Source organism: Pseudomonas sp. MF08817 (genome assembly GCF_059862705.1).
In genome coordinates this window covers 1-21,552 of the sequence record NZ_JCBCUY010000011.1, presented here as the reverse complement: position 1 = coordinate 21,552, position 21,552 = coordinate 1, and the positions used below count along the sequence as shown (strand labels likewise).

At 59.4% G+C, this 21,552-nt stretch carries 16 protein-coding genes and 2 pseudogenes; 3 read left to right on the top strand and 15 right to left on the bottom strand.

Annotated elements, in window-relative coordinates:
• Positions 1 to 9 precede the first annotated feature (9 nt).
• The 13 genes and pseudogenes from AC19YR_RS08690 to AC19YR_RS08630 all read right to left on the bottom strand — a co-directional run.
• Positions 10 to 777: pseudogene (locus AC19YR_RS08690) on the bottom strand (MCP four helix bundle domain-containing protein); the annotation flags it as partial.
• A gap of 182 nt (positions 778 to 959) precedes the next feature.
• On the bottom strand, positions 960 to 1,715 hold the full coding sequence (locus AC19YR_RS08685) for an ABC transporter ATP-binding protein (RefSeq protein WP_095108385.1): 756 nt from the start codon (positions 1,713 to 1,715) through the stop codon (positions 960 to 962).
• Positions 1,709 to 2,770: a FecCD family ABC transporter permease gene (locus tag AC19YR_RS08680; RefSeq protein WP_500598009.1), complete on the bottom strand. Its 1,062-nt coding sequence runs from the start codon at positions 2,768 to 2,770 to the stop codon at positions 1,709 to 1,711. Before AC19YR_RS08680 ends, AC19YR_RS08685 begins: the two co-directional genes overlap by 7 nt.
• Complete coding sequence (locus AC19YR_RS08675; protein WP_500598008.1) at positions 2,767 to 3,936, bottom strand: ABC transporter substrate-binding protein; 1,170 nt, start codon at positions 3,934 to 3,936, stop codon at positions 2,767 to 2,769. Before AC19YR_RS08675 ends, AC19YR_RS08680 begins: the two co-directional genes overlap by 4 nt.
• A 61-nt stretch (positions 3,937 to 3,997) precedes the next feature.
• Positions 3,998 to 6,412, bottom strand: coding sequence for a TonB-dependent siderophore receptor (locus AC19YR_RS08670; RefSeq protein ID WP_500598007.1), 2,415 nt, complete (start codon positions 6,410 to 6,412; stop codon positions 3,998 to 4,000).
• Between the two features lie 116 nt (positions 6,413 to 6,528).
• A complete protein-coding gene (locus tag AC19YR_RS08665) occupies positions 6,529 to 7,506 on the bottom strand; it encodes a FecR domain-containing protein (protein WP_500598005.1) in 978 nt (325 codons plus the stop codon).
• The gene (locus tag AC19YR_RS08660) at positions 7,507 to 8,022 is read right to left on the bottom strand and encodes a sigma-70 family RNA polymerase sigma factor (protein ID WP_095108380.1); all 516 of its coding nucleotides are present in this window, start codon (positions 8,020 to 8,022) and stop codon (positions 7,507 to 7,509) included. It lies immediately after the preceding gene.
• An 85-nt stretch (positions 8,023 to 8,107) separates the two neighbouring features.
• Positions 8,108 to 9,292 carry an aminotransferase class V-fold PLP-dependent enzyme gene (locus AC19YR_RS08655; protein ID WP_500598004.1) on the bottom strand — a complete coding sequence of 395 codons (1,185 nt, stop codon included), beginning with the start codon at positions 9,290 to 9,292 and terminating at the stop codon, positions 8,108 to 8,110.
• A 16-nt stretch (positions 9,293 to 9,308) separates the two neighbouring features.
• Positions 9,309 to 10,556, bottom strand: a complete 1,248-nt coding sequence (locus AC19YR_RS08650; RefSeq protein ID WP_500598002.1) for an MFS transporter — start codon at positions 10,554 to 10,556, stop codon at positions 9,309 to 9,311.
• 13 nt (positions 10,557 to 10,569) lie between these two features.
• Positions 10,570 to 12,420 (bottom strand): IucA/IucC family protein, encoded by a 1,851-nt coding sequence (locus AC19YR_RS08645; protein ID WP_500598001.1) that lies wholly within the window; start codon positions 12,418 to 12,420, stop codon positions 10,570 to 10,572.
• A 38-nt stretch (positions 12,421 to 12,458) separates the two neighbouring features.
• The gene (locus tag AC19YR_RS08640) at positions 12,459 to 13,619 is read right to left on the bottom strand and encodes an NAD/NADP octopine/nopaline dehydrogenase family protein (protein ID WP_500598000.1); all 1,161 of its coding nucleotides are present in this window, start codon (positions 13,617 to 13,619) and stop codon (positions 12,459 to 12,461) included.
• Positions 13,620 to 13,648: 29 nt separating this feature from the next.
• Positions 13,649 to 14,692, bottom strand: a complete 1,044-nt coding sequence (locus tag AC19YR_RS08635) for a PLP-dependent cysteine synthase family protein (protein WP_095108376.1) — start codon at positions 14,690 to 14,692, stop codon at positions 13,649 to 13,651.
• A 14-nt stretch (positions 14,693 to 14,706) separates the two neighbouring features.
• Positions 14,707 to 16,083 carry a type III PLP-dependent enzyme domain-containing protein gene (locus AC19YR_RS08630; RefSeq protein ID WP_500597998.1) on the bottom strand — a complete coding sequence of 459 codons (1,377 nt, stop codon included), beginning with the start codon at positions 16,081 to 16,083 and terminating at the stop codon, positions 14,707 to 14,709.
• Positions 16,084 to 16,713: 630 nt separating this feature from the next.
• On the opposite strand from AC19YR_RS08630, the gene AC19YR_RS08625 reads away from it, so the two are divergent.
• The 3 genes from AC19YR_RS08625 (at position 16,714) to AC19YR_RS08615 (ending at position 20,377) form a co-directional block, all read left to right on the top strand.
• A complete protein-coding gene (locus AC19YR_RS08625; RefSeq protein WP_095108374.1) occupies positions 16,714 to 17,604 on the top strand; it encodes an HpcH/HpaI aldolase/citrate lyase family protein in 891 nt (296 codons plus the stop codon).
• A gap of 25 nt (positions 17,605 to 17,629) precedes the next feature.
• Positions 17,630 to 18,031 (top strand): ParB N-terminal domain-containing protein, encoded by a 402-nt coding sequence (locus tag AC19YR_RS08620; RefSeq protein WP_095108373.1) that lies wholly within the window; start codon positions 17,630 to 17,632, stop codon positions 18,029 to 18,031.
• Between the two features lie 111 nt (positions 18,032 to 18,142).
• Positions 18,143 to 20,377 (top strand): TonB-dependent receptor, encoded by a 2,235-nt coding sequence (locus tag AC19YR_RS08615; protein ID WP_500597996.1) that lies wholly within the window; start codon positions 18,143 to 18,145, stop codon positions 20,375 to 20,377.
• Positions 20,378 to 20,775: 398 nt separating this feature from the next.
• On the opposite strand, the gene AC19YR_RS08610 is transcribed toward AC19YR_RS08615, so the two are convergent.
• Positions 20,776 to 21,417, bottom strand: coding sequence for a hypothetical protein (locus tag AC19YR_RS08610; protein ID WP_500597994.1), 642 nt, complete (start codon positions 21,415 to 21,417; stop codon positions 20,776 to 20,778).
• Between the two features lie 15 nt (positions 21,418 to 21,432).
• Positions 21,433 to 21,552, bottom strand: a pseudogene (locus tag AC19YR_RS08605) (IS30 family transposase); the annotation flags it as partial.

The following is a 21,552-nucleotide window of genomic DNA, read 5'->3' as shown; positions in this document are numbered from 1 at the left end:
CAAGTTCGCCTGCATTTTCGACAGCGCGGCCAACAAACGGCCGGCTTCGTCACCGCCGTCGACTTGAATGTCCTTGGACAAATCGCTGCTCGCGATGCGCTCGGCGACCGCCAGGGCAACGCTGATAGGTGAGGTGATGCTGCGGGTCAGCAGCGTGGCAAGTACGACGGTCAGCAGCACGGTCAGCGCGAGGAGGGCGCCCACCAGCGTCACGCCACTGGTATAGATAGACGTGGCATTGACCCCAGCAGCCTTGGCGCCCTCGGAGTTGAAGTCCGACAGTTTAATCATCTTCTCTTGCAGCGAGTTGGTGAACGGGCTGATACGGGTATTTATCAACGTGACAGCGGCGGCGTTGTCGCCGCTTTGCAGCAGTGGCTCCAGGACGTCCAGCAGTTTGAAATATTCCTGCGTATCCGCCGCCACCGCGTCATACAACTCACGCTCCTGCGGCCCCGTAATCAGAGGTAAATAATCGCTGACGCTGCTGGCCAGCGCCTTGCGATAGCCACTCAATGCAGCCATGCGGGCTTGGCGCTGTTGCTCATCCACCGTGGCGGTGATCCGCAGGCTTTCCAGACGCAGGCGCAGAGTACCGGCCTCCATCTTGCCAATCTCGCGCATGCTGGGCATCCAATTGTTTTCGACATCCTGTTCGGTCTCTCGCAGCTTGCCCATTTGCAGCACGGCAACGATCCCCAGGGCAAAAACCACCAGGACAATGAGAGAGAAAAATACGGCTGACCTTGGGGCAAGGTTCAATGTCCTGATGTTCATGTGTAGGCCTCTTTTTTATAGCATCGCCAGATAATGGCGATTCAATATCACTGTAGACCTTGGCGTGTCGTGAAAACATCCTATCGATGTGAAAATGTTGTTGCCCCACTGGACACGCCCTGCATCCGACGGGCGGCACAGACGCAGGTCTTGAGCTTGGCCTTCGGGTCCGGTTTGGGTGCTTAAACAACGTCGTCGATGAGTATGTGGTACGTCCCCCGGCTGCATTGCTCGATACGCGCCTGGACCTTATAGACGCTGCGTAGCATGTGCTCGGTGATGACCTCGTAGCAGGGCCCGCTACCTGGGCTGGTGCCATCAGCGATGACCAGCACTTGGTCTGCAAAGCGCAGCGCTTGGTTCAGGTCATGGATGGCAATGAACACAATAGCTTCCTGTTGGCGCGCGAGTGTGCGCATAAAGCTCAGAACCTGCACTTGGCGATGCATGTCGAGGGCGCTGGTGGGTTCATCCATCAATAGGATTTCTGGCTCGCGCACCAGGGTTTGCGCGATGGACACCAATTGCTGTTGTCCGCCACTGAGTTCACCCAGGTTGCGAAAGGACAGGCTGCTGATGCCCAGCGCAGCCAGAATCTCATCCACCCGCTTCAACTCGTCATCGTCAACCGCCCATCCCGACGTCAACTGTTTGCGCGCCAGTAACACCGACTCGTAGACCGTCAACCGCGCACTGGCATTCAGGCCCTGCGGCATGTAGCTGATGGCGGCCGGGCCCTTTTTCGAGCCCTGCAAAATGACCTGCCCGGGGCCGTCGATCAAACCGGCCATGCGTTTGAACAGCGTCGATTTCCCTGCGGCGTTAGGCCCGACTACCGCGACGACCTGACCGCCGAAAAACATCGCCGTCGATACCTCGCGAATGATTTCGCGCTGGCCGTAACCGGCACCGAGGTTCTCCAGTTGCAGCGTCACCATGAGTTTTTCTTCCCGCCGAGGATTAAAGAGATGAAGAACGGCACGCCGATCAATGACGTGACCACGCCAATGGGGAAGATCGCCCCTGGAATCAAGGTTTTGCTGACCACGGAGCTGGCCGACAGAATCAGCGCGCCGGTCAGCAACGAGGCGGGTAGAAAGAAGCGTTGGTCTTCACCGATAAGCATGCGCGCGATGTGAGGGCCGACCAGGCCGATGAAGCCGATGGTGCCCACGAACGCCACGGGAAACGAAGCGAGCAGGCTGACCATAATCAGCGTCTGAAAGCGTAGGCTGCGCACATTGATGCCGAAACTGGCCGCCTTGTCATCGCCAAGGCGCAAGGCCGTCAAGGCCCAGGCGCGTTTGGCAAAAATCGGCAGCGTAATCAGGATCACCACGCAGATCACCCCCAGTTTCGGCCAAGTGGCTTTGGTCAGGCTGCCCATCGTCCAGAAGACCACCGCAGCCACGGCTTGCTCAGTGGCGAAGAATTGCACCAGGGCTAACAGCGCGTTAAAGGTGAACACCAGCGCAATGCCAAGCAGCACAATGGTTTCGGCCGTGACGCCGCGCCGCATGCTGAGGAAATGGATCAACAGCGCCGAAAGCATGGCCATGATGAAGGCATTGAGCGGCACCATGAACTGCGCCGCCAGTGGGAACAACGCCACACCAAACGCCAGCCCCAACGCGGCGCCGAAACTGGCCGCGGCAGAGATGCCCAGGGTGAAGGGGCTGGCCAACGGGTTGTTGAGGATGGTCTGCATCTGCGCGCCGGCCAAGGACAGTGCCGCACCGACGGCGACGGCCATCAGCGCGACCGGCAGGCGAATATCCCACATCACCACGCGCACCTGGGGCGAGGCGCTGTCCGGGGAAATCAGTGCCCCGACGACTTCGCCCAGGCTATAACTGGCCGGCCCCAGCGCCAAATCGAGTAGTACGCTGCATAACAACAAGAGCACCAGCCCAGCCAGGATCAAGCGCTTGCGCGTCACCAGGCGACGATAAGCCTCGCGCTGGACAACCACGGCCTCAGTCAACGAGCTCATGGTTTGCCCCCCGGTTCGCGCAAGCTGACAAAGTAGCCGCCCGCATACGGCACTGGCAGGAAGCGCTCATGCAGTTCGCGAAATGACGCATCCGGGTCGAGATCGGCAAACAGCTCGGGGTGAAACCATTTCGCCAACTGCTGGATGGCCACGAACTGATATGGGCTGTTGTAGAACTGATGCCAGATGGCGTGAAAAGCTTGAGGCTCCTGGGCCTTGATACCGGCGTAGGCAGGACGCTGGGTGTACCAGGCGAGCTTCCTGCGTGCCTGATCCATGTCCGCGCCCGGACCGACACCGACCCAGTGGCCGCCAGGGGCAAAGGCTTCCCAGTTGGCGGTGGTGACCACCACGTGAGCCGGGTTGGCGACGATCACTTGCTCGGGGTTCAACTGGCCGAACGTGGTTGCAATCATGCGCCGGGCGATGTTGTTACCACCGGCCATATCGACGAACAGCCCGAAGTTCTCGTTACCGAAACTCAGGCAGCAATCATCGGTATAGCCGCCGATACGCTCGATGAACACGCTGGGGCGCGGCGGGTGGTGTTTTTCGATGACGTCGGTGACGCGGTGGATCTGTTGGTTGCGAAAGTCGATGAAAGCCTGCGCCCGTTGTTCCTTGCCCAACAGTTGGCCGAACAGGCGCATGGTCGGCTCGGTGTTCTGCATCGGGTTGTTGCGAAAGTCGACGTACACCACCGGGATGCCCAGCGCGTCGAGCTTTTCGATGTAGCGGGCATCTTCAGTGGCGTGTTGCGCCTCGACGTTGAGGATGATGACGTCAGGGCGCTGGGAGATTGCCTGCTCGAGGTCGAAGGTGCCGTCTTCAAAACCGCCGAAGGTGGGGATTTTGGCGATGTCGGGGAATTTGCGCAGGTAGGCGTTGTAGGTATCCGGGTCGGACTGAATCAAATCCTTGCGCCAGCCCACGATCCGTTCAATGGGGTTATGGGTGTCCAGGGCCGCCACCAGGTACAACTGGCGACCTTCGCCCAAAATTACCCGCCTGACCGGCAGGTGAACCTTGACCTTGCGCCCCAGTAGGTCGGTCACCTCGGTGCGTGCCGTGTCCACCTCGGTGGCGTGAGCGGTGCGCGCTAGACCTAGCAGCCCTACCAGTAGCAGCGCAGCCAAGGCGTAGCTGCGTCGATTAAAAATCACCATGGTCAAAGCCTTTGTAGAGTCAGATCGGCCAGCAGTCCACACCGCCACCGGGCTGAACGTTTTAGAAATCGACAGTTGCCGACAGTAATAAAGTGCGCGGTGAGCCTTGAGAGAACGCGCCATAGGAAGCGACGCCCGACCAGTACTCGTGGTCCAACACGTTCTGCACGGTGGCGCGAAACGTGGTCGCCCGTTCGTCGATGCGCGTGGTGTAACGCGCGCCGACATCGAAGCGAGTCCAGTTGTCGAGTTGCTGCGTGTTGGCTTGGTTGACGTACTGGCTGGCGGTGTGGATCGCACCACCGGTCAGCGTCAGCCCCTCGACCCATGAGGTGTCCCATTCGGCCCACAGGTTGGCTTGCACGTCGGGAACACCGACCGGTTTATTGCCCCGGTTACCCGCCACCGAGGTTTTGCTCAGTTGTGCATCGAGCAGGGTGACGCCACCGAGCAGGCGAGTACCGGGAGCGACGTCGCCAAACAGGCTCAATTCCAGGCCACGGTTGCGCTGTTCGCCCTGTACCGAAAACACCCCGCGGGCCAGTTCACCGCTGGGTTTGGTGATCTGGAACAGGGAGAGGGTGGCACTGAAAGTGCCATAGTCGGCCTTGACCCCGAGTTCGTGCTGACGGGAAACGTAAGGGGCAAAGATCTGCCCGGCATTCGATGCCGTGGACGGCGCAATCTCGCCCTTGCTCAGGCCTTCGATGTAGTTGTAATAGAAGGAAATGTGGTCCCAGGGCTTTAACACCGCGCCATACAGCGGCGTGATGCGGCCATCGTCGTAGGCGCTGGTGACCACACCGGCGGCGCTGTAGTTATCGGACTTGATGTTCTGCTGGCGCAGGCCCAAGGTCAGTAGCACCCGATCATCGAGCACCGACAGCGTGTCACTTAGCGCCACGCCAGTCAGTTCGCTCTCGGAGACTTTCGGTGTGGCCGGCTCGGGGATAGAGGGCTTTGGGCGGTCCACCGGGCGATAGATATTCGACAGGATCGGTGCGCCGGAGTTGATCCCGCGCGACAGCACGTCGTGATAACGGCTGGCTTGCAGGGCCGTGCTGTGACTGACCGGCCCGGTGTCGAATCGCAGCCGTGCGCCAGCGTCGAGGGTGTAGCGCGCGACTTCAAACTTGTAATAGCCGGGAACCGACGAGGTATCGCCCGCAGCATTGACGATGGTTGGCGTCTGGTCGGACACCCGCGCGACGTCCGACTTGCCACCGCCGGCATGGGCGAAGACCGTCAGGGCATCGTTCACGTCGTATTCGCCACTGAGCAGGGCGGATTTGTCCCGAGTACGCGACCAGCCCCATTGCTGACTGACATTGATATGGCCGTTGGCCGCCGAGGGAATGTCCATGTCCGGGGCGATCAGAAAGGGCCGCGAGGCAGCGTCGAACCGTTCTTCCTGGTTGAGCCAGTCGAGGCGGATGCGCAGGCGTTCACCTTGATAATCCAGGGCCAGGGCACCGATATCGACATGGCGCGATTGATCGTCGATCACGGTATCGCCCACCTGTGTGCTGCCATTGAGGCGTATGCCGAACCGGCGTTCCTGGCCAAAGCGTCGGCTGACGTCGAGGTGGCCGCCCAGTTGCGCGTCCATGGCGTAGCTGGCGGTGAAACGGGTCAGGTCTTGCTCCAGGGAGCGCTTGGGCACCACGTTAATCACACCGCCGACCGCGCTATTGGGCGACATGCCATAGAGCAGGGCACCGGGGCCCTTGACCAGTTCGATGCGCTCGGCGTACTCGGTGAACACCCGGTAGTTGGGCGCCACCCCGTAGACGCCGTCGAACGCCAACTCACCCAGATTGCCCTCGCCGACGGGAAACCCACGCACAAAAAAGGAGTCGACGATGCCCCCGGTCTGCCCCGTGGAGCGCACCGAGGAGTCACGCTCCAGTACATCGGCGACAGTGACGGCCTGTTGATCTTTTATCAGCGCCGAGGTGTAGGTACTGACGCTGAAGGGGGCATCCATCACATCGGTATTGCCGAGGACGCCCAGGCGCGCGCCGCTGGCCACTTGGCCACTGGCATACACCGGCGGCAAGGCATCGCTGCGTTTATTGGTGCCAATCACCGCCGTTTCACCCAGTGTCAGCCGGTGCTGGACCAGGGTGTAGCTGCCATCGCTGCGCAAAACCATGGCCAGGCCGCTGCCTTGCAGCAGCCGATCGACAGCCTCCTGGGTCGAGAACCTGCCAACCAGCGCAGGGCTGCTCAGGCCGTCGGTCAGCGAGGGCTGAAATGACAAGGCAATGCCGGCGCCCACGGCGAAACTCGACAGGGTCGCGCCGAGCGGCCCTAAAGGAATGTTGTAGGTACGCACCGCCAAAGCGTCCAGCTGCATCGGCCCGTTGGCCAGGGCAAACGGGCTGACGCTTGCGATCAGGACAAGGCTGAGCAACGCACTGCAAATGACTGGTTTGAGCTGGCGATCCGGACGCAGAGGGCGTGCAGCAGGCATGAATGGGTGAACCTATGAACAGGACGGTTAAAGGTCTTCTTCCTAGTAGCCAGCCGAGAGCAAAAAAAGTATCAGTGCTGCGGCGTTTTTTTTTTCGCCAGCTCTTTTTCGCCGGTTCAGGCGGGAGACAGCATGACCCAGAAGCCGTCCAGACGGCCGCTGACCAGGATCGGGTAGGTTTGCGCGAGCATGCTCAAGGTGCGCTGGGTATCACCGATGGGGTAGGCGCCGGAAATACGCAGGCCAGCGATTGCCGGGTCGAGGCGCACAAAGCCACGGTGATAGCGCGCCAACTCGTCGACGAAATCCGCCAGGCGCATCTTGTCGGCCATCAACATGCCTTGCGTCCAGGCGCCGACATAGCGGTCGGCGGCGGTGACCTGGCCAAAGGTGTGGGCAGAAAAATCGGTGCGCTGCCCGGCGCTGACGATCAGGGGTGTTCCCTGGCGCTTGTCTGCCAGGTGCACCTTTACCGCACCTTCGAGTACGGCAAGGTGAGTGCGCGGTTGCCGTTCGCGAACCGTGAAGCGCGTACCTAGCGCTTGCATTCGACCCTGGCGGGTGCTGACCAGAAAGGGCCGCGGCGAGGGTGAGGGGTCCGGTGCGGTCTGCACCAGTATTTCGCCTTCGCGCAAATGGATGAGGCGTTGGCGGGTGTCGAACAGCACGTCGATGGCGCTGTCGGTGTTGAGGGTGATTGTCGAACCGTCCGCCAAGGCCAGCTCGCGGCGCTGGCCGACAGCGGTGCGATAGTCTGCCGACCATTGCTGGGACTGCGCCAGCTTCCAACTGCCCCAGCCAGCGGGCAGGATCGCCAGGATCATTGCCAGTTTGCCCAGCGCGGCCCGGCGTTGCGGGCTGTTTGGGCGGTCGAGCGCGGACATCGCCAACGACGGCGGAAGCCCGCCTAGCTTGCTCTGCAGCACCTGCGCCCGCGCCCAGGCACGACTACGCTCGGGGGTGCTGGTTTTCCAGTGTTCCCACTCACCGCGTTCCGTGTCACTGAGTTCGCCCTCACTCAGGCGGATCAGCCAGTCGGCGGCTTCTTCGAGGGCCTGCTGAACGGGGGGCGACGTATTGCGCTGGGTGAGCATTCACTCCACCAGCAACAGGCACTGGACGAAGGCTTGTTTCATGTAGCGTTTGACCGTAATCAGCGAGACACCCAGTTGCTCGGCAATGTCGTCGTATTTCAGGCCGCTGATCTGCGACAGCAGGAACGCACGTTTGACCGGCGGCGGCAACGCGTCGAGCATTGCGTCGATTTCGTGCAGGGTCTCCAGCACCATGAAGCGCATTTCCGGCGAAGGCACCTGGGGTGCAGGCAGATGCGCGAGGGCGTCCAGGTAGGCGCGTTCCAGAGCCTTGCGTTGATACCAATTGACCAGGATGCCCTTGGCCACGCAGCTCAGGTATGCCCGGGGCTGCTCGATGACGGTGACGCGGGAGGCGAGGATGCGGGTGAAGGTATCCTGCGCCAGATCCGCCGCATCCATGGCGTTACCCAATTTTTTTCTCAGCGTCGCGTACAGCCAGCCATGATGGCCGCTGTACAGGGCTTCGATCGCGCGCAGGTGATTGTCGTTATTCGCGGGAAGGGTTTGGCTCATGGCTGCAGATTTTTATGCAATTGAGAAGTATTCCCAATGCTAGTTTACAAACCGACTGCGACGCAAGCGCGGATTGGTGTCGCCATCAGACGCTCGGCAGACCGTCAAGTGCCGCGATCATCGTGTCGATTTCCGTTTCGGTGTTATAGGCATGAAGGGACGCGCGACTGACCTCCCGTAAGCCCCTGTGCTGCATATCGAGCAAGGTCGAACGGAACGTCGAGGTCGTCACGTTGATGCGCTTGTCCTGTGCCGCCAGCCACTGCTGTATCTGCGTGGCGCTGTTGCGCTGATGAGTGAATGTGACGATGCCCGAGGTGAGGCTGCCAGTGTCGCGCAGTGTCACGCCCGCAAGATCCGCCAGGCGTTGGCGCAGGTAGCCGGCCAGGTGTTGAATCCGTAGCCACATTGGCTCAATGCCTTGAGCCAAGGCGTATTCCACGGCGCAACCAAGCCCCAGCTTGGCGGCGACGTTGCACTCCCAGTTCTCGAAGCGGCGGGCATCGGCGCGGATCATGTAGGTATTGCTGGTTTGCAGCGAGGCGGCATGCAGGTCGAGAAACACCGGCTCCAAGTTCTGGCACAACGATCGTTCCACATACAAAAAACCCATGCCGCGCGGTCCGCGCAGGTACTTGCGGCTGGTGGCGGCGAGCATGTGGCAACCGATTTTGTGTACATCGATCGGCATCTGCCCGACAGCCTGGCAGGCATCCAGCAGAAACAGCACACCGGCAGCGCGGGCGAGGGCGCCGATCTGTTCGATCGGTTGTACCGGCCCGCCGTTGGTGGCGATGACCGGCAAAGAGATCAATGCGACACGCTCTTCCTCAAGCAGGGTCTTCAAGGCCGGCAATGACACCTGGGCGTGTTCGTCATTGGCAATGACGCGCACTTCAATACCGCGCTGTTGCTGCATTTGCAGGTAAGGAATGTAGTTACCGGCATACTCGGTGGACGAGGTCAGCACTACATCACCGGGTTGCAACGGCAATGAATAGAAGGCCATGTCCCAAGCCCGAGTCGCGTTCTCGATCACGGCAATTTCGTCCGGCTGGGCGTTGATAAGCCGCCCTATGGCGCCATACACGTTCTCCAGTTCGGCGGCGCATTGCCCGGCCGCTTCATACCCGCCCAGGCTGGCTTCGAGCTGAATGTGGCGGGTCATGGTTTCGATCACCGGCGCCGGCATCAGTGCGGCGCCGGCATTGTTGAAGTGGATCAGTTGCGCGACAGCGGGCGTATCGGCGCGCAGTTGTTCAATGTTCAAAGCACAGGCTCCTGGATCAATCCCCGGGCGGGGCATGGCTCGGTTGCATGGCTGCCGGCCAGTAGCGCAGCGCGATAATCGGGAGCAACGCCACCCCGTAGGTCAGGCAAACGAACAGGTAGGTGTATTGCAAGCCGTAAACCTGGCTGAGCAAGCCACCCGCCGAAATCCCCGCGATGGAGGCAAATTGCGCCGTGCCTTGGGCAATACCCAGCACGTGACCTTGTTGCGAGCTATCGGCGGTTTTCGAGACCAGCGCCATCAGCACCGGTGTCGTCGCGCCGAGCAGCACGCCCCAGATGAAGTAGGCGGCAACGAACACCACTGGATTACGCGTGACACCCGCCACAGCCGTCAGGGCGATGCAGCCAAGCACCACGTAGGTCATGCGATGCAGGGTGTCCTGCTGGCTGCGGTGCTCGAAATAGCGCGACCACGCCGTGGCCGAAAGAATGAACCCCAGTGCCAGCAACCCGTAGCACAGGCCGACCACCGTGTTGCTGACCTCGAACACCGAGCTGACATACAGCGAGAACGACGTTTGCGGCAGCATCCGCGCCAACAACAGAATGCCCATCACACCGAGCAGCGACAGCAGGGGCGAGCCTTGCCAGAGACTGCCTGGGCGCTCGGCAGGCATCGGCTTGCCGGCGGCGGCCGGGGCTTTCTTCACCGGCGGTACGTCCGGCAAGGTCACGGCGGCGATCACGGTGCACACCGCACACAATGCCGCGGCAATGATGTTGATCCAGAAGAATGTCGCGTAATCGAGGATCACCCCCCCGACCACAGCGCCCAGCAACGAACCGACATTGGTCGAGATCTGCAAAATGGCGAACAATCGCGCCCGCCGCGAAGGGGCCTCGATGCTCACGCCATAAGCTTGCGCCGGGGCGATGTAACCGGCGAACGCGCCTTGCAAGAAGCGCAGGATCAGAATGACCCAGATATCACTGCACAAGGCCAGCCCAAGTTGGGTCAACGACAACCCGGCGAGCGCGCGGATCATCATCAACTTGTGGCCATAACGGTCGCCGATACGGCCCCAAAATGCGCTGGTCAGAATAATGCCCAGCATCGGGCCGACATACACGGCGACGCTGGCGAAGCTGAAAACCGACTCTGAAGGGGTCAGCCCACGCAGGTGGACAGGCCAGAACGGCCCGCTCATTTCCATTGCACCCATCGATACCAGCTGGATCGCAAATAGAAGATAAATCAGGATTCGTACTCTCGAACCCTGGATGACGCCTGCATGGGACATGAGTCAGCCTCGGTTAAACGCTAGCGAGCGGGTTGGTCAGGGTGTGTTGCAAACGATAGTTGCTGTATTGCATCAAGTGCATGCGCAGCAACGACCGGGTCGGCCATGGGTCTTCGACGAACGCGTGGTGTTCGGCCTCCCACAACGCCGGCTCAACGCGGTCGCGCACGGCCTCGAAGGCCAGGTCGGTTTCTTCGCGCAATACTTGCCACAACCTGGTGTTGTTCAACCCGTACTCCTTGGTCAGCCACAGCGCCATCTCGTGCAGGTGGGTGAGGTACGTGGCATCCAGCACAAACATGCGCACCGGCTCGATATCACCCGAAAAAACCGTCGGCAGGATACCCGGCTGCACGTGTGGTTGCAGGCTATAGCCGCGCGCTTGCAGCAACGGCGCGTAGGTGCGGCCATCGCCAAAATCACGAATCAGCAGGCTGCGTGCCTGGCCGTCCGGGGAGAACAGCACCATGGTGTTCTGTTGATGCGCTTCAAGGCCGATGCCATACAACAGGTAGATCGCCACCACCGGTTGGGTCACGACTCTTGCGTATTCGCGGTACCAGTTTTCCACCTGGCCCGCTTGGGCCCGCACGCCGTCACGCTCGATCAAGTCCGTGAACAACGGACGGCCATTGCCCGGCAAACGGGTAAACAATGAGGCCACGGTAATGGGCAGGCGATCGTCGTGGCGCTCGAATGCCGCTTTGCTGGCGCGATAGACCACCGACAAATGGCGGCCTGGATGATCGTCCTGAGTTACCGCGTTCTTGTAACGCACACCGATTTCTTCGGCAAAGATCTCCAGGCGTTGAGCGAAGCCGTTTTCCTCTTCAAGAATGCTGCTTATCACCGTGCTGATGCGCGGCCCCATGTGAATCGACTTGGCTTGCAGGCTGCGCAGTTCACTGGTCATCCATACGGCAATCGGCAGTTTTATCAGCGGCGCGCAGTGGTCCAGCACCGGCATCATGGTGCGATAGGACATGGTCGGCAGTGTGGTAATGTCCGGGCCGTCGGTAATCAGGATGCCTTCTTCGATTTCCACTGCGAACGTCTTCAGAACGTAGGCTTGCAGGTGCCAGGTGTGAATCGGCAGCGGCAGCCACTGGCTCTCGTCCAGGCCTTTGCTGTTGAGCGAGGCTTTCCACTGTGCCCATTGCGCTGGGAAGTTGCTGGCGAACCAGTCGGGGTAGCTGCGCACGTTGGGCATGCTTTCGCTTATCGCGTGGTCGGCACGCAGGGAGGCGATACGCAGCGGCACTTGGGCGTTGAACTCGGGAGACAGTTCCTCGACTTCGGCATCGGTCAGCCCCGGGCGCGATTTCCACGTCGGGTAGTACGGATGCCCTTCCAGCGAGCCCCACTGGTCGAGCAGGATCGCGGCGTCCTTGGTTTTTGCATGTTGGCGTAGGTAGTCGGTAAAGCTGTCGAGGCCCTGATCCCGGGCGGCCTGTTGCAGGCGGGCGTTCCATTGCTGGCGATGCTGGCGGGCGTGGGCATCGTTGGTCAGGCTGTTTTCCATGTCTGACTTAAGCCCGGCCACACCTTCATCGGTAGGCTCGAAGTCGAAACTGTCGCGCAGCACATCCAGCATGTCTTGATGGTGGGTGATGACCTGGCGTGTACCTTCGTGGGTGAGCAGTACCACCTCACCGTCGTTGACCAGGGTGTCCGCCGGGCCTTTGGCGATCTCGCAAAACACCAGATGAGCGCGGCCACCCTTGAGTGGGTAAGTGGCCTGGTTGCCCTCGGCGGCGAAACTCAGGGCCGAACGGTCGAGGATGTTTTCGGCAAAAAGGCAGCGAATCAGGCGTCGCAGGGCGTTTTTGCGGGAGTAGGCGATCAGTGTCTTGAAGTCATCCATATCTGCGGTCTGCTCGTCGAAAAATCTGAATAAAGGGTTCAGGCCGCAGCGGTTGCGGGGCGTGGCCATTGGTGTGGGAAGTAGTCGAGCGCGCAATCGCCCAGGCCTTGCATGTAGCCAATGCTCCAGTTCAGGACTTCTTCCATATAGGGCACCTTGAAGTCCAAGCGCCTGGCCATTTCCACCAGCAGCACCAAACCGTAAGCAATGTCTTCGTTGAAGGCACGGCTCTGGCGCTCGATCACATAGCCGGCGCGGTTGCCGGGAGCGGGCACCATCGGCGCGAGGATATTGTTGTAGGCCTGATTGGTGCGCAGGATTGAGAGCATGCTGCTCGGGTCGCGGATCTGCTCGCCGTAGGCTTCGACGATTTCCTGTTTCAGCGACTTGACCGATGACAAGTCAACGCCCATGCGCTGGCTGATGGCCGCGCACAACCCCTGGCTTTCCTGATCCATGCGTTCGAGGAAATAGGCACCCAGCTCCGGGCACTCGCTCCACCAACACAGGGGCTGCGCAAAGATCTTGCGATGCCATTGGCCGTAGGGGCCGATCAGCCCATAAATGACCGAGCTGTGCATGATCGGGTTGCCTGGCGTCAGCGTAATCTCCAGGTAATCATCCAGCATCGTCACGCAAGGCCCGTACAGTCGGGTGAGAATTTTTTCTAGCTGTCGTTGTGCCGACTGCGGCTCCCTGGCATGGGTGGCCACATACAGCCGGCTCTTGCCGCCGCCCATTTTGATCGACCGCCCCGGCGTCAGCTCGAACGCGGTATGCGGGACATCCTTCATGCCCCAGATCACCAGGTTCGGGCGGTCGGGCAGGGTGGCTTCAGCCAGCCAGTCGAAACCGCAGAAGCCCGGAATCGCGCCGATGTAAACCGGTTTGCTGGTAGTGAGGTGAGGCGCGATGTCTTTCAGTGTTTGCGCTCGGGCATGGGCCGGCACGGTGATGATGACGATGTCGGCATCTTCAACGGCCGCCCTTGCATCGGTGCTCACCCGGTCCAGTCGGGCCTGCACAGTGGAGCCGTCGGGCAACAGCGCCTGCATCGGCACCTGCAGGGCGTGTTGTTCGATGATGCTGCGATTACGAGTGAGCATCGAAACCTGAACATGGGGCAGCTGCTTGAACAGGATGGCGTTGAGGTGGCCAGTCCTGCCACCCCCACAAATGGCAACTTTCAACAGATTCATCGAGAGGCGTTCCTGTGTGAAGGGTAGGGTCATGCGACGCTCAGTTGCAGCGGCGCGGAAACGGCGTCCAGCCATTGGGTCTTGCCCAGCCAGGCATCCAGTTGGGGGGCGATGCTGGGGTCGATCAGGTCGCGTTCCTGCAGCCATTTATCGTCGAACACGGTGTGCAGGTACTTTTCGCCACCGTCGGCAATCGGCACCACCACGTTGCCGCTCAACACACCTTTGTGGATCAGTTCCAGCGCCTTGAAAATCGCCCCGCCGGTTGAGCCGCCAACCAGTAAGGCGAGGTTGCGGGCGATATAGCGCGCAGTTTCGAACGCTTGGGAGTCGGTGACTTGCACGCCCAGGTCGATACAGCTGTAGTCGAGCACCAAGCCGACGGTGTCCCCGGCCGGCGTGCCGGTACCCGACTGGTAGTAGGGGTAGCCAGGATGACCAAAGACAATCGAGCCGGCAGGCTCCACCGCAACGGTCACCGTGTCGGGGTTGTGTAGCTTCAGGCCGCGAGCGATGCCGGTCATCGAACCGCCGGTGCCGACACAACCGACGTAGGCACCGATAACGCCTTGGGCCTGGCCAATGGTCTCGCGCACGAAATCACTGTAGCCGCCAGCATTGGCCGCGTTGTCGGATTGATTCATGAACACGGCACCGGGAATCTGGCTGGCCAGTTCTGCGGCAAGTCGTTGGCGCTCGACCACCGCCACTTCATCTTCGCGGTAGGTGCCTTTGACGAAGCGAATGTCGGCACCGAGGGCCTTCATGACCGCGATCTTGTCCTGGGCGGCGTGGTGATCCACCACCGCAATGAAATGCAGGCCGAACTCGACGGCAGCCATGGCCAGGCCGATCCCGGTGTTGCCAGAGGACGACTCGACGACCACGCCACCCGGTTTGAGGCGCCCGGACTTGAGTGCAGCCAGCACCATATTGCGCGCCATGCGGTCTTTGATACTGCCCCCGGGGTTGTTCTTTTCAATCTTGAGCAACAACCGCGCGTTAGTGCCGGGAACATCAATGCCTAAGATGGGCGTATTACCAATAAGGTCCGAGACTTTATTCAATATCATTACAGTCATTCCCTTTAGTAGTCAGGTGAAAACCTATAGTTACCTTGCGTACAACAGGTCGCCGTCAACCGGCGGGGCAGGGGGTGGCGATGAAATTCGTTCTCCAGCAAGTCCATTTGATAACCGGCGGTATTGACGTAAACCAATAAATCACCGGGCTGTGGTGTAGTGGAAAAGTTGATTAGGCGATGGGTGATGACATCATCATCAAGACAACTGTGGCCGGCGATGTAAGCTTGCGTCGCAGTGCATGGCAGGCCCGGTGAGCTGATTAATAAAGGATCAACCAGATACTCGGAGCCGAACCAGGTTTCACACGCACTGAAACTGCTGCCCTCAACAAAAATAACGGCTTTGTTGTCGGCAAGTTTCTTGGTGCGGGTGACGCGAAATATTGAAATCGCCGCTTGATCGACCAGACTACGGCCCGGCTCCAGGGCCAGGGTGATGTGTTGTTGCTTGAAATAACGGGCGATGGATAACCCGGGCGAAAATTCAGCATCCAGTAATAAGCCAAGCCATTGTGATGCGCTCAGTTCGCCGCCGTATGGGTAATAATCGCCTGGAACTTTCTGGTTGTAATAATGACTCGGCTTATTATCGTTCTCAAAAAAATGGGCGTAGGCGTGCGGCTCGACATAACGTACCGGCAAGCCGCCACCGATATCGATCATCCGCGGGTTCAAGCCCATCTCCCGAGCCGCCTCGACGAACCCGCCGACCTCTCGCACCGCTTGTGCACGGGACTCGAACCCATAGCCGCCCAGATGAAAATGGAAGCCCTCAAAATTGAAAATATCGGTGTGTTTCGCCAGCTTTTGAAGGCCTTCAAGCAAGTCGGCCGTGCCCATGCCAAAGCGGCTTTTGGGGCTGTTTGTGGGCCTGTAACGCAGTAATACTCTGGCTTTGCTGAAGGGCGACTGTGCTTGCAGTACACCTTGCAGGTGACCTAGCTCCTCCAGCGAGTCGATGCAGATGAGCGATCCAGCATCCACCAAGGCCTGATGAAATACGGCGGTTTTGGCTGGGCCCGTGGCGCAGATTTTCGCAGCACATGCACCTGCCCGCAGCGCCGCATGCAGTTCGTGGATGCTCGATACATCGATGCCGATCGCTGACTGCGCTGCCGCTTCCAGCAGGCTTTGTGACTTGTTGGCCTTGGCACCGTAGAACATTTCGTAAGACAGGTTGTGCTGTTTCAATACGGCCAGCAATGCCAGGGTATTTAGCTCAAAGGCATGCGGCCATACCAGATTCAAAGGCGAGCCATGGAACTTGACCAGTTCCGTAAGTATCCCCGGGGATTGGTTGATAAGCGTGGAAATTATTGGGTCGATCAGCGGCTTTAACATGCCTGGCTGGTGAACTTCGGCTGCTTGTTCGGCAGGCATTGAATTTATTGCATGCATAGTTGCCCCTTGGCGTCGAAAACAATCTCGCCATTGATAGTTCGACAACTTCTCGTTATCGATAGATAGCGGTTTTGGCTCGTTAAAAACGAGGGCCCACGCAACTCGGAGGCGGGCGCCAGGCGATATCTAAAGTTGGATCCATCGCGCCGATTGCAATAAATGATTCACAAAATAATTGCATGACAACCCCATTCCATAAGGTTTGTACGGATGTTTCGACGGGCCATTAGTTGATGGCCAATTCCCGGTGATGGCACGGTGGCGGGGATTCAAATGACATCACCGCCATGTACTTACCGAGGTGCAAATTGCGTGTTTAGAAACTCGGGTAGTTCCCCTTGACGGCGTGAACAATATTGCGAACGGGAATGATTATCAAGTAAGATTTTCAGGTATTTTTGAATAAAGACCTGCGCAAGGCGAATCAATGAACGTGTATTTACACGCTCAAGGACGCGTTCGCCCGCCGATTAAAAAACCCTTTAATACCTTGAACAACAAGGTGTTGGCGGTTGTTTCGAGAAGGCCCGGACAGGCCCGCAAATGGGCTGCCCGAGGCCCCGTAAATGTGTCAGTAACCACGACTGTTTCACGCCTAGGAGCTATGCCATGCAATCCGATCGATTCAGCAGCACGACCCCACTCGCGATCAGCTACCTGTTTGTACCGGGCAATCGGCCCGAACGGTTTCCCAAAGCGGTCGGGGCAGGGCCGGACGCAATTATTCTCGACCTCGAGGACGCCGTTCACCCACAGAGCAAAGCCGCCGCCCGCGTTGCCATCGGGAGCTGGCAGGAGGGCGCCGAGACCGTTTCCTGCGAACGATACATCCGCCTGAACAGCATCAGCAGTGCGCTGTTTCGCCAGGATCTGAGCTGGCTCTGCAACATGCGGCATCCCCAGCGATGCGATGGCATTTTCCTGCCCAAGGCCGAGTGCCCCGAGGCGCTGGCGCGGGTGGTCGAGCATCTGCTGGAATGGCAACCCGGGTTGAAAATCATCGCAATCATCGAGACCGCCAAGGGGTTGCAACAGGTGGAATCGATCGCAGCCGTTACGGGTGTGGCACGGCTGGCATTCGGCTCGCTGGACTTCTCCCTCGACATCGACTGCAGCCAGACGCCGGAGGCGTTTCTATTCGCCCGCAACCGCATCGTCCTGGCTTCGCGCACGGCTGATCTGCCGGCGCCGATCGATGGGGTTACCCCGGCGATCAGCGATTTGGCGGTGGTCACCAAGGACTCGCACTACGCGCGTTCACTGGGGTTCGGCGCCAAGCTGTGCATCCACCCCGCGCAATTGAGGCCGGTGCAACGGGCCTTCCTGCCCGATTCACGGCAATTGGCCTGGGCCGGCCGGGTGATGAGGGCGGTCGCGTCGGGCAGCCACGCGGTGCAAGTGGATGGCGAAATGGTCGACCTGCCGCTGATCGAACACGCCCAGCGCCTGCTTGAGGTCGCCCGCCGACACGTGCCGGTGTCTGGCGCCGATGCCTGCTGAAACCGGGCCAATCAGGAGGTTGACCATGGAACACGCTTATCAGATCGCGTTGCGGCCGTTGTGCGAAGTTGTGCAGTCGGAACAGGTCGATCCGGCCAATGTCACGCTGCTGCGCGAATCGATCGCGCGGGCAGGGCAGTGGCTGGAACCCATCATCGTCGAGCGCTCGCAAGGCATCGTCATGGACGGTAACCACCGTTTCAACGCGGCGTTGCAGTTGGGCCTCAAGCGCGTGCCGTGCATCCAGCTCGATTACGCCGATCCGCGGGTGTGCGTGTGGCACTGGCGAACCGGGCAGGCGTTCGATGTGGCACGGATTTTCAGCACCATCGCCCGGGGCGAGATCCTGGCGTACAAGACCACCCGACACGCGTTTGAACCCGCGTTACCGGTGGTCGCCATCCCGCTGGAATGCCTGTACGGCTAGGTTTGGCGGGGCTCGATGAAAAAAAACGCTTTCGAAGGTGATACTTTTTCGCAGACCGACTGGCAATAGGAGTGATTAGCATTTTCCCTTGTTGAAAAGGATCCTCACGTCATGTCTGTTGTCAGTCTTCCCAGCGGTGAGCGCTTGTTAACACTCGCCATCCGTACCGCGCTGTTGAATTTTGTTCTGGTCGCAGGAAGCGCCAACGCCTGGGCTGCAAGCCCCGAGCAACAGGACGTTGCCGCCGACAAGTCATCCAATAACCCAACGGCGACGGGCGAGCGCAGCGATGCGCTGGAACTCGACACCACCCACATCAACAGCCGCTACAACGGCCCGACCGCATTGACGCCGGTGATCGCTGGCGGACAGGTTGCCCGCGGTGCACGGCTGGGCATGATGGGCAACAAAGACGTGATGGACACGCCCTTCAGCGTCACCAGTTACACCGCCAAGACCTTGGCCGACCTGCAAACCGTGACCGTGGCCGATGCGCTGGAGCGCGATCCTTCGGTGCGCTCGACCGGGCAGACAGGAGGCATCGTCGATTCATTTTTCATTCGTGGCTTCCCCATCGGCGAGGGCAACCTGGGTGAACTGGCGTACGACGGCGTATACGGCGTGGCACCCAACTACCGGGTATTCACCGAATATGCCGAACGTGTCGAAGTGCTCAAGGGGCCGGGCGCATTGATGTACGGTATCTCGCCGAACAGCGGGGTAGGCGGGGTCATCAACATCGTGCCCAAGCGGCCGCTGGACGAAGACCTGACCCGGGTCACCACTTCTTACGCATCCGACTCCCAAGTGGGTGGCCACTTGGACCTCAGCCGCCGTTTCGGTTCGCAAAACCAGTTCGGTGTGCGCTTCAACGGCAACCTGCAGGGCGGTGATACCGCCATCGAGGATCAACAGCGGGATCTGGGCGTTGGCGCCATCGCCCTGGATTATCGCGGTGAGCGTTTGCGCCTGAACCTGGACTACATCAGCCAGAAGGAAAGCTGGGAGGGTGCTTCACGGCCTTTCACCATTGCCCCGGGCGTTGAGGTTCCGTCTGCGCCCAATGGCCGCACCAACCTGCCGCAGGCCTGGGGCTGGTCGGACACCAAGGAGCAGTCGGCGTTGCTCGGCGGTGAATATGACGTGAGCGACAGCCTGACCGTGTTCGCCCATGCCGGTGGCGGCAAGTCGGACGTCAAGCGCCTGTCCGACCAGGTGCCGCGCATCCTCAACGCGGCGGGGGATACCAGCAATACGCCGGGTTACTACAAATTCAACGTCGACCGTTCGACCGCCGATATTGGCGCCCGTGGCATGTTCGCCACCGGGCCGATCACCCATACGACCACGCTGATGGCGACCCAGTATCAGGATGAATTGTCCCGCGGGATCAACAGCGGCACTGAAATCCACTCGAACATTTATCACCCGATCGATGTACCCAAGCAGCACATCCGCTCACCGAAAGTGTTGCGTGTTTCCGAGTCGGACCTGTCCGGCGTTGCGTTCACCGACACGCTGTCCATGCTTGACGACCGCTTCCAACTGACCCTTGGCGTACGCCGGCAGCAGATCGAATCACGCAACTACAATGCCGCGGGTTCGGTCAGTTCAAAGTACAACGACAGCGCCACGACCCCGCTGGTGGGCGTGGTGGTCAAGCCCTGGGAAGACGTTTCCCTCTATTACAACTACGTAGAAGGCTTGAGCAAAGGTGACATTGCCCCAGGCACGGCTGCCAACGCCGGCGAGACATTCGCGCCTTACGAATCCAAGCAGCATGAGCTAGGCGTGAAATACGAACACGGCACATTCATGACCACACTGGCGTTGTTCCAGATCGAGAAACCCAGCGGTGAGATCGGTTTGGGCAACGTGTTCTCGGTACAAGCCGAGCAGCGCAACCGCGGGATCGAATTGAGCCTGTTCGGCGAAGTGGCGCCGGGTACGCGCTTGATGGGGGGCGTAACGGTGCTGGACGGCAAGTTGACCGATTCGGCCACCGCCGCCAACCGCGGCAATAAACCGGTCGGCGTACCGGACGTGCAGGCCAATCTGTGGGCTGAATGGGATACGCCATGGCTGGAGGGTTTCACCCTGACAGGGGGTGCGATCTATACCGACAGCCAGTACGTCAACCAGGCCAACGCCCAGGCGTTGGATGCCTGGACCCGTTTCGATGCCGGCGCACGTTATGCAACGAAGATCGAGGGCCGGCCGACGACACTCCGCGCTACGGTGCAGAACGTGTTTGACCGTGAGTATTGGTCGGGTGTCGCTTCATATGGCGCGTTCTCGCCGGGTTATCCGCGCACCTTGCAGTTGTCCGCAACGGTCGATTTCTGATGCCCAAGGGCAGGCGCGGCCTAGTTGCTGCTGCCCGCCCGAGCATTGGTGGCTGGGGAGTGTCTAGGTAACCAGAGGCGATCTACGGGTTTAGGGTAGAGCTACATTTTTTCAACTTTGGCATCGGGCCGCATCATGGCAGCTGGTTTCTGAAAGAGATCGGAGCACAGCATCAGGCATCAAATCGCGGCGCTGAATGTGGGGTTTTTGGAGCGGTAAAAAAATAATTAATAGAACAGGGCTGGTTCAGGTAGTTACATTTATTGGAGCAAGGGCCGTTTTTATCAATAACGTTCAGTTCAACGCCACTGCCGGTGAATTCACACTCAGTCCGGGCTTCGGTATCGCTTTACGCTATACCGGAGCGCCGTACTGGCAGTGGCTCGCTGTGAGATGACCTAACGCCAGTATGGTTTATAGATGTCCATATACTGGTAGATAGAGTAGGCGGATGCTAATAGCGGAATAACTGTTACCCATACGATAGACCGCTCATTGGCCGAAATTGCCTTTCGCCCTATTGAGTAAATCAGCAGGCCGATAAGAAATGCCCACTTCAGTCTGTCGAACGTATAAACAATGGCGTGTTCAAGCATTAGTGCATTTTCTAAAAGAATAAATGCTGATACAGCTATTAAGGTGGCTGGAATATTTGTATTGCTATCATTTTTTCGATATGTAAATAGCTCGATTAGCAAGAGGCCGATGGCAGCAATCCATGGGCCAAATGATTGCATCAGAGATAGAAGCCAGTCCCCCCAATTGTAGTATGAGACAGCGGCGGATCTACTGGTAAATCTTTCTGTTAGTGACCGGAAATATGGTTCTATTCCGACGAGTTGCCAGTAATAAGCAAGAACGGAAAGTCCTCCTAGGAGTGTAGTTATTGAAAATATAGTCACGTTTTTTAGTTGGCTGTCTTTTTCGGATTTTACTACTACGACAAAGAAGCATGCTATGCAAAGCAGGTACGCTGTCCACTCGATCCAGCAAGCGACGAAGCACAGCGTTCCCAGCGCAATAGCTCTACGTGTCGTCATCCTCCCCACCTGAATTCAACACATAAGTGCAACGCTCACCCCTGCATAAACTTCGTACGGCGTCTTCCAGCCCAGGCGTTTTCGCGGGCGTAAATTGATCTTCGTTACCACGCGACTGACCGCCTCGACGGTCAG